The sequence below is a fragment of the Mixta sp. Marseille-Q2659 genome (assembly GCF_940807255.1).
Classification (GTDB): Bacteria; Pseudomonadota; Gammaproteobacteria; order Enterobacterales; family Enterobacteriaceae; genus Mixta.
Genome location: NZ_CALNWY010000061.1, coordinates 1 through 6,018 on the forward strand (window position 1 = coordinate 1; position 6,018 = coordinate 6,018).

Here is a 6,018-nt window from a genome sequence, read left to right on the forward strand (position 1 = left end):
AGCCTGGAGGGTGAGAAAATTACGCTGGCCCGATTTAAATCGGGCGAGCTGTACCGGATCGGCCGGGATTGCTTCTGGCACAGTCAGGGCGTTCACGGTGAAATAAACAGAATGCTTTCTGAAATGAAAGCATAAACAGCAGGGGGCCGGATGGCTCCCTTTTTTTGGCCTGTTATCCGTCGCCGGTATTGAACCGGTGACGAATAAATAAAAAACCGGTGCAAAATCTTCCTGCACGGTGCGGTAAAAAATCAGGAGCGTTACTCATATTAACCGTGCCCGGCATTGAACCGGGAACGGTTAATTCTTTGCGCGGTCTATGCCAATGCCGTTGAAATAAGATGTCTCTGGAAAATAAAAATGAGGTGCGAGACTTAGCTTAATCAAATTCCGTTTAGTCTTTGAATGCCTTGCGGGGGATTTTACCTGCCTTGATGGCCTTGTAATGTCCGTCGATGATCATCGCGTAGTTATATCGGTTCTTTATCGTCACCGGAATGTTTTTCATTCCTGCATTATACATTCCCACTGCCAGCCATGTTGTGCCGTACTGATTAAAGTTACGGCGCAGCAGCATGCCGCCAATGTAGATATTCAGGCACGGATCACTGAGAAGCTTTTCTTTACTGAGGTCGGGGTATTCTTTCTGTAACCCGCGCATGGTCACCGAATTAATCTGCATGATGCCGTAATCGCTGCTGCCGGGCTTTCCGTCTTTAGTTCTGTTCGTATTTATGGCAGCAGGATTGTAGCGGGATTCCTGCCAGGCAATAGCACGCAGGTAATCCGGATCGATGGAATACCATTTGCCGGCTTTAATAAAACAGTCCGCATTCACGCTGACTGAGAAAATACCTGTGGCCAGCAGGGCTGCAGCGTGTATGAATATACGCATAGCGGCTCCTGATTTGAAAAGTTCAGGGTTGCTTATTAACTCAATAATATCATAAGAAGTGGGATTTTACACACCACTCGCAAATTTATTTTTGCATTATTAACTTTTTAATATCAGCAACTTAGTTGAAATTTGTGTAAAAAAACGCCTTTCCTGTGGTTGCCTGAAGGTTGCCAGTGGTTTGCTTACTGGCAACTTATTGGGTGCTTAATAGCAAATGTATTATAAACAGCGTGTTAAAGAACAAGTGCCACTTATAAATGCCCATTGGCTGCCTTGTGTTTTCCATATGGTGGCTGTATGGTGGCCTGGTAGCATCCAAAAAACATACTCTCATCAGCTTGTTTGGGAGTTATCATTGCTCATCCGATGAGTGATTCCAGAAAGTAACTGAATTAAAGAGGCTGGTATAAGCATGAATGACGAAAATTCATCAAAAAGAAACCGCGTTTATCTCACTGTACCTTTTTCACTTTTGGAGAAAGTTGATGCGCATGTAGAAAAAATGCTGGAAGATGGTGAGTCCCGGGATACTGCTAACCGGTCATCCTTTGTCATGGAAATGTTCAAGCTCGGTCTAAGGGTGCATGAGAATAAAATTAATAAGGACGCTTCAGAGAAAACACTGGATCAGAAACTGGAACTCATCGCTAAAAATGCACTAATGAATGGCTTTATCATAGATGCTATTTTTGGAATTATGAAAGAAACGATTGATCAGTCAAAAGTAATAAAAAATGAAACGTTACTTGATCCAGACTGGCCTAAAGAAATGAAGGAAAGGGTTGCCGGTAAATTACTTGAATACTTTAAGTAGCTACCATAAGCCTGATATGCGTCGGAACGTATCAGGCTTATTCTTTCAGTTGTCATCATTCTGTCCCGAATCCTTGCCCTTCTCTCTCAATAACTCCGTTTCTTTTCTCTGTGCTTCTCGAATATAACGACGCAACGTAAGCGCATTAATCCCGTACTGCGTATAAATCTGCTTGCGTGTGTGTCCGTCACGTAAAACAGCATTCACAGCCTGATCGCGGTCGCGTTTTGAAAGCACGTTGCGGTTATCATATTTGACGCGCTTTTCCTTTATTTCAGGTGAGTCTTTCTTTTTACTCCATGCTCTTTTAACCGTCGCCACCGTCACACCCAGTATAGCGGCGGTTTGTTGCAGTGTTTTTCCCTGTACACGCAGCCTGACCGCATATTCTTTTAATTCCTCCGGTATAACCCTGTGGTCTGCACGTCTGCCGATGTACTTAATAAGTGTATCTGTCGTGATGTTGTATTCATCCAGAATATGTTTTCTGAGTACGCCCGTGCTTAATTTGTTTTTTATCGCTTCCACGTCTTCCTGTGTCAGTTTTTTCTCCCGCTCCCGGGGCGTAATTTCTTTTCCGTCACGATCGGCTATTTTTTTTACGGCATGATAGATTACCGCACGGGATACTCCGCAGGCTTTCTCTATTTCTTCTACTGTCATCTTTGGCTCTGCATGATACATACCCGCTATCAGCTCCCACTGCTTCCAGCGGTAATCCATTGCGGAGTTGCCCTTGCGTTTTTTTATCAGTTTATAAACATACGATTCAGAACAGTTCTGCTCTTTGCATATTTCGCTGACGCGCCAGCCAAGCATAACGCGCTCCATAATTTTCTCTGCGTCGGGTCCTTTTTTTCTTTTATTCTGCACTGCAGACGCATTTTCATTAACAGCCTCAGCGGCTTTTTTTACCCCGACCGGCGCAGTTTTTTTTTCCGGTATCTCGTATTCACCCGGTTCAGTAAATATCGCCTTTTCCAGCCAGTTTTTTAATTTACGTGCCTGCCAGAGGTTTACGCAGGGACGGGGAAGAGGGGAGAGAAAATTCGCATTTATCATTATCCAGGCATCCGGGTCTGCGCTGTCTGAATAAACACTCATTTGTGCAAGTGTTCGCTCTGCTGCTGCCTGCAGTTGCCTGGCGGGGACGCGTTTTTTAATAAAGACGAGCAGGGGGATCGTGACAAGCTGACAGGCATAAAAGCGGTTGCCCCTGACTGTCACTTCAAACCAGCCCGGGTCCCGCTTGTAATGGAAAAGCGCCTCTTTAAGTAACTTACTTAAGGCTTCCTCATGATTTGTCCTAAAAATTTCAGTCGCAAAGCCCGCAGTATCCGCGACAAGAAGAACCAAATCGGCAGTTTCAGCCATATTTTTTATTTTCCATTCATTTAGTTAGCGGGATGAGTAAAATTTCTCGCCTTAACGGCAAGTGAATTTGATCAGTAAGATCAATAACTTAAATTGAAGTATGCGATCCGGAAGCGTAAAAAAACGTCAACCCGTCAGGAAAACGTAAGTTTCTGCTGCGATACCACAAATATGTAAAGGAGGCGTAAACGGCAAACCAGTAATTTGACTTAAGGCAAAGCGAACAGTGACAAAAGATAGTTTATCCAACTCATCATTATATCTCTAACTGAGGAAAAATCCTATGAAGGGCACTCTCTTCGTGTGTAAATTACTGCCGCAAGGCAGGGGCGGTAGCGTGGAAAAAAGTGAACAAGCCAGCTCTCTTCACCGGAATGGCGATCCTGGCCGCGGCTGCTATGCCGGCCCACGCTGAAGACCTTTTCGCAAACGGGAAAACTACGATTAACGATACGTTTGGATCGGGAAGTACAGTTGTATGGATCCTGTATATTCTCGAGATTATCGCTGCCGTGTTTACCTATGTGAAAACCAAGAACCTGGCCATGTTTGGTGGTATCGCAGCGGTCATGGTGTTCATCAACGTTGCCTTCGGCATCATTCCTTCTTAACGCACGCTAATGGATAAACGTGACCGGTATACCTTTGCGGCTACGTTTTCCGAGCAAAAGCGGTTCGTGGGGCTGCCACCTGATGAGTTCTGCCTGTATGTGCCACTGGCACTGCTGGCAGTTTTCCTCAACATGTGGATTTTCGGCCCCACGCTCTTGGCCGCCGTGGTTGGAATTCGTCATCTCAAGAAAGGCCGCGGTTCTCAGTATCTTCTCAACCTTGCGTACTGGTGGTGCCCACCTCAGTGATGCGCTTCTTTATCAGCATCCTGCCTGACAGCTACAAACGGCACTGGGTCGCCTGACCCCCTCCGGAGACAACATGGAATTAAAGCTGCGTTCGGCGGGAAACCGCAATATGGCCGTGGCTATTCTGGTGCTGCTCGTTATCACGATCCTCGCGCTCACACTCTGCTGGCGCATTTACGGCGATAACCGGGCGCTGATGAATCAGCTCGTTAATAACCGACAGACGATTGTCATTCCCTATGGCGCGGACACACCGTTCAGCTTTACCGGTGAGCGTGGCGACGCCCGATATCTGCGCCTGATGGCGCTGGCGTGGCTGAATCTGCGCCTCAATATCTCCGACAGCAACGCAGATGCCAGTCACGAAATGTTACTGGCGGGCGCCTGCGACGGCGCGGAGAAATCACTTAAAGGTGTCCTGACCGATGAAGCCTCACGCGTGAAAGGCAACAGCGGCGGCTCGGTGTTCTATCCCAAAGACATCAGCGTCTGGCCGGATAAGGGCATCGTCGATGTGTCAGGCGATCTGCAGCTGAGCTACGGACTGCATGACGGTAAGCCGGTGAAGAAGCACTACCGCCTGCGCACCGACACCCGTAATAACCGTCTCTGCTGGAGCGCTTTCCTGGAGGTTCCTGATGCGTAAATCCCTGCTAATCAGCGCCGTGGCGCTGCTGACCGTTTTTGGCGCCCGCGCCGAACAGCTGACGCTTAATCCCGGCGCCCGCGTGAACGCGGCCGTGAGCAACACCAACCCGAACTACCTGCGTGTGAACGATGACCGTATCCTCAGCGTGCAGGCGGCTCAGGGGGTGCTGAGCGCCAAATCACCCACGCCGGAAGGCGCGATTGTGTTCTCTACCGTGACCGACAAGCCGTTCACCATGTTCGTGCAGACCGCGTCCGGCTTTGCCTTCTCGGTACAGGCCACGCCGGGCAAACGCGCAGGCTTAAGCCTGACAGTGAATAACCGCGAGGTGCGGGGTACGGAAGAGGCGCGGGAGTATGAGCAGAAGCAGGATACCTACAGCGCGCTCATCAGCGGGCTGGTCGGGCGCTTCATTACCAACCGTAAGCCGGCGGGCTACGTGTTCAGCAAAAATACCGACGTGCCGGTGAGCGGGGCGGTGGAAAGCGCCTTTGCGCTGCGCCCGGTGACCGCATGGCAGGGCGACCGGGTGCGCATTGTGCGCACTGACATTACCAGCCTTTCCTCACAGCGCATTCGCCTGAGCGAGCGCTACTTCTGGAGCCCGGGCGTCATGGCCGTGGCGTTCCATCCGCAGCTCGATGTGCTGGAGCCGGGAGCAAAGGTTTCGGTGATCACCGTGTTCCGCACCAAAGGAGGCCCGGATGAACCTTAATACGCTGGTTCGCAGCAAGCAGCGCCGGCTGTTTGCCATCATCCTGGCCGCCGCTGCAGTCATCATTGGCGGCCTGTACATGGCCAACCGGGGCGTATCCGGCCATACAGTAAATAAAGCAGATAAGCCAGATAAAGCTGCTGCCGAGCCGGACCTGACCGGTGGCGGCGTGGTGAATACGTTTGACGGTTCCGCACAGGGCTCGCTGCTGGTCACCGCGCAGAACCGTGAGAAGGAGGCGCGCGAGCAGCTTTCCGCTATGCAGAAAGACTTTAAATCACTGAAGGACCAGATGTCGGATGTGATGAACAACAACAAGTCGCTGCAGCAGAACGTGAGCGACCTGATGGAGCAGCTGAAAAATCAGCAGAACCAGCATAAGTCACCACCTGCCGGACAACCGGCGCAGGCAGCCGGTTACACACCGCCCCGCACGGAATACTCTTTTGCGCCCGCGCCGGTGCAGACGGGGCAAATCGATAACCAGACGTTCGACTATTCGCAGTTTGAGCCAAAAACCAAAGACACCTCGTTCTGGGTGCCGACCGGTACCTTTTCTGACGCCATCGTGATCGAGGGGGCTGACGCCAACGCCTCGGTGCGCGGCGAGAACAACCTGGTGCCGATGCAGTTCAAGCTCAAGGGCAGGGCGCACATGCCGGGCAACAACAAAATGGTGCAGCTGGATAACTGCTTCGTGACGGCAGC

8 protein-coding genes and 1 pseudogene are annotated in these 6,018 nt (G+C 50.3%); 6 read left to right on the top strand and 3 right to left on the bottom strand.

Going from position 1 to position 6,018, the window contains the following annotated elements:
• Together P3C52_RS20680 and P3C52_RS20685 are read right to left on the bottom strand one after the other, a co-directional pair.
• Positions 1-237, bottom strand: a 237-nt coding sequence (locus P3C52_RS20680; protein ID WP_275556743.1) for a hypothetical protein, incomplete at its 3' end; no start/stop codon positions are given.
• A gap of 157 nt (positions 238-394) precedes the next feature.
• Positions 395-895, bottom strand: a complete 501-nt coding sequence (locus P3C52_RS20685; protein ID WP_275556744.1) for a lytic transglycosylase domain-containing protein — start codon at positions 893-895, stop codon at positions 395-397.
• A gap of 415 nt (positions 896-1,310) precedes the next feature.
• Between P3C52_RS20685 and P3C52_RS20690 the strand changes: the two genes are divergently transcribed.
• Positions 1,311-1,712 carry a hypothetical protein gene (locus P3C52_RS20690; RefSeq protein WP_275556745.1) on the top strand — a complete coding sequence of 134 codons (402 nt, stop codon included), beginning with the start codon at positions 1,311-1,313 and terminating at the stop codon, positions 1,710-1,712.
• A 45-nt stretch (positions 1,713-1,757) separates the two neighbouring features.
• Here the strand turns inward: P3C52_RS20690 and P3C52_RS20695 are convergent, their stop codons facing one another.
• Positions 1,758-3,086 carry a hypothetical protein gene (locus P3C52_RS20695; protein WP_275556746.1) on the bottom strand — a complete coding sequence of 443 codons (1,329 nt, stop codon included), beginning with the start codon at positions 3,084-3,086 and terminating at the stop codon, positions 1,758-1,760.
• A gap of 347 nt (positions 3,087-3,433) precedes the next feature.
• Between P3C52_RS20695 and P3C52_RS20700 the strand changes: the two genes are divergently transcribed.
• The 5 genes and pseudogenes from P3C52_RS20700 to P3C52_RS20720 all read left to right on the top strand — a co-directional run.
• On the top strand, positions 3,434-3,697 hold the full coding sequence (locus tag P3C52_RS20700) for a type IV conjugative transfer system pilin TraA (protein ID WP_275556747.1): 264 nt from the start codon (positions 3,434-3,436) through the stop codon (positions 3,695-3,697).
• A 9-nt stretch (positions 3,698-3,706) separates the two neighbouring features.
• A complete protein-coding gene (traL, locus tag P3C52_RS20705; RefSeq protein ID WP_275556748.1) occupies positions 3,707-3,946 on the top strand; it encodes a type IV conjugative transfer system protein TraL in 240 nt (79 codons plus the stop codon).
• 73 nt (positions 3,947-4,019) lie between these two features.
• Positions 4,020-4,592, top strand: coding sequence for a TraE/TraK family type IV conjugative transfer system protein (locus tag P3C52_RS20710; protein ID WP_275556749.1), 573 nt, complete (start codon positions 4,020-4,022; stop codon positions 4,590-4,592).
• On the top strand, positions 4,585-5,310 hold the full coding sequence (locus tag P3C52_RS20715) for a type-F conjugative transfer system secretin TraK (protein WP_275556750.1): 726 nt from the start codon (positions 4,585-4,587) through the stop codon (positions 5,308-5,310). Before P3C52_RS20710 ends, P3C52_RS20715 begins: the two co-directional genes overlap by 8 nt.
• A pseudogene (locus tag P3C52_RS20720) lies at positions 5,300-6,018 on the top strand (hypothetical protein); the annotation flags it as partial. The gene P3C52_RS20715 and the pseudogene P3C52_RS20720, both read left to right, overlap by 11 nt.

Bases quoted from the DNA above. Each gene is read 5' to 3' on its own strand.
- P3C52_RS20715 (WP_275556750.1), top strand. From the start codon at position 4,585: ATGCGTAAATCCCTGCTAATCAGCGCCGTGGCGCTGCTGACCGTTTTT.
- P3C52_RS20695 (WP_275556746.1), bottom strand. From the start codon at position 3,086: ATGGCTGAAACTGCCGATTTGGTTCTTCTTGTCGCGGATACTGCGGGC.
- P3C52_RS20685 (WP_275556744.1), bottom strand. From the start codon at position 895: ATGCGTATATTCATACACGCTGCAGCCCTGCTGGCCACAGGTATTTTC.
- P3C52_RS20710 (WP_275556749.1), top strand. From the start codon at position 4,020: ATGGAATTAAAGCTGCGTTCGGCGGGAAACCGCAATATGGCCGTGGCT.
- traL (WP_275556748.1), top strand. From the start codon at position 3,707: ATGGATAAACGTGACCGGTATACCTTTGCGGCTACGTTTTCCGAGCAA.
- P3C52_RS20690 (WP_275556745.1), top strand. From the start codon at position 1,311: ATGAATGACGAAAATTCATCAAAAAGAAACCGCGTTTATCTCACTGTA.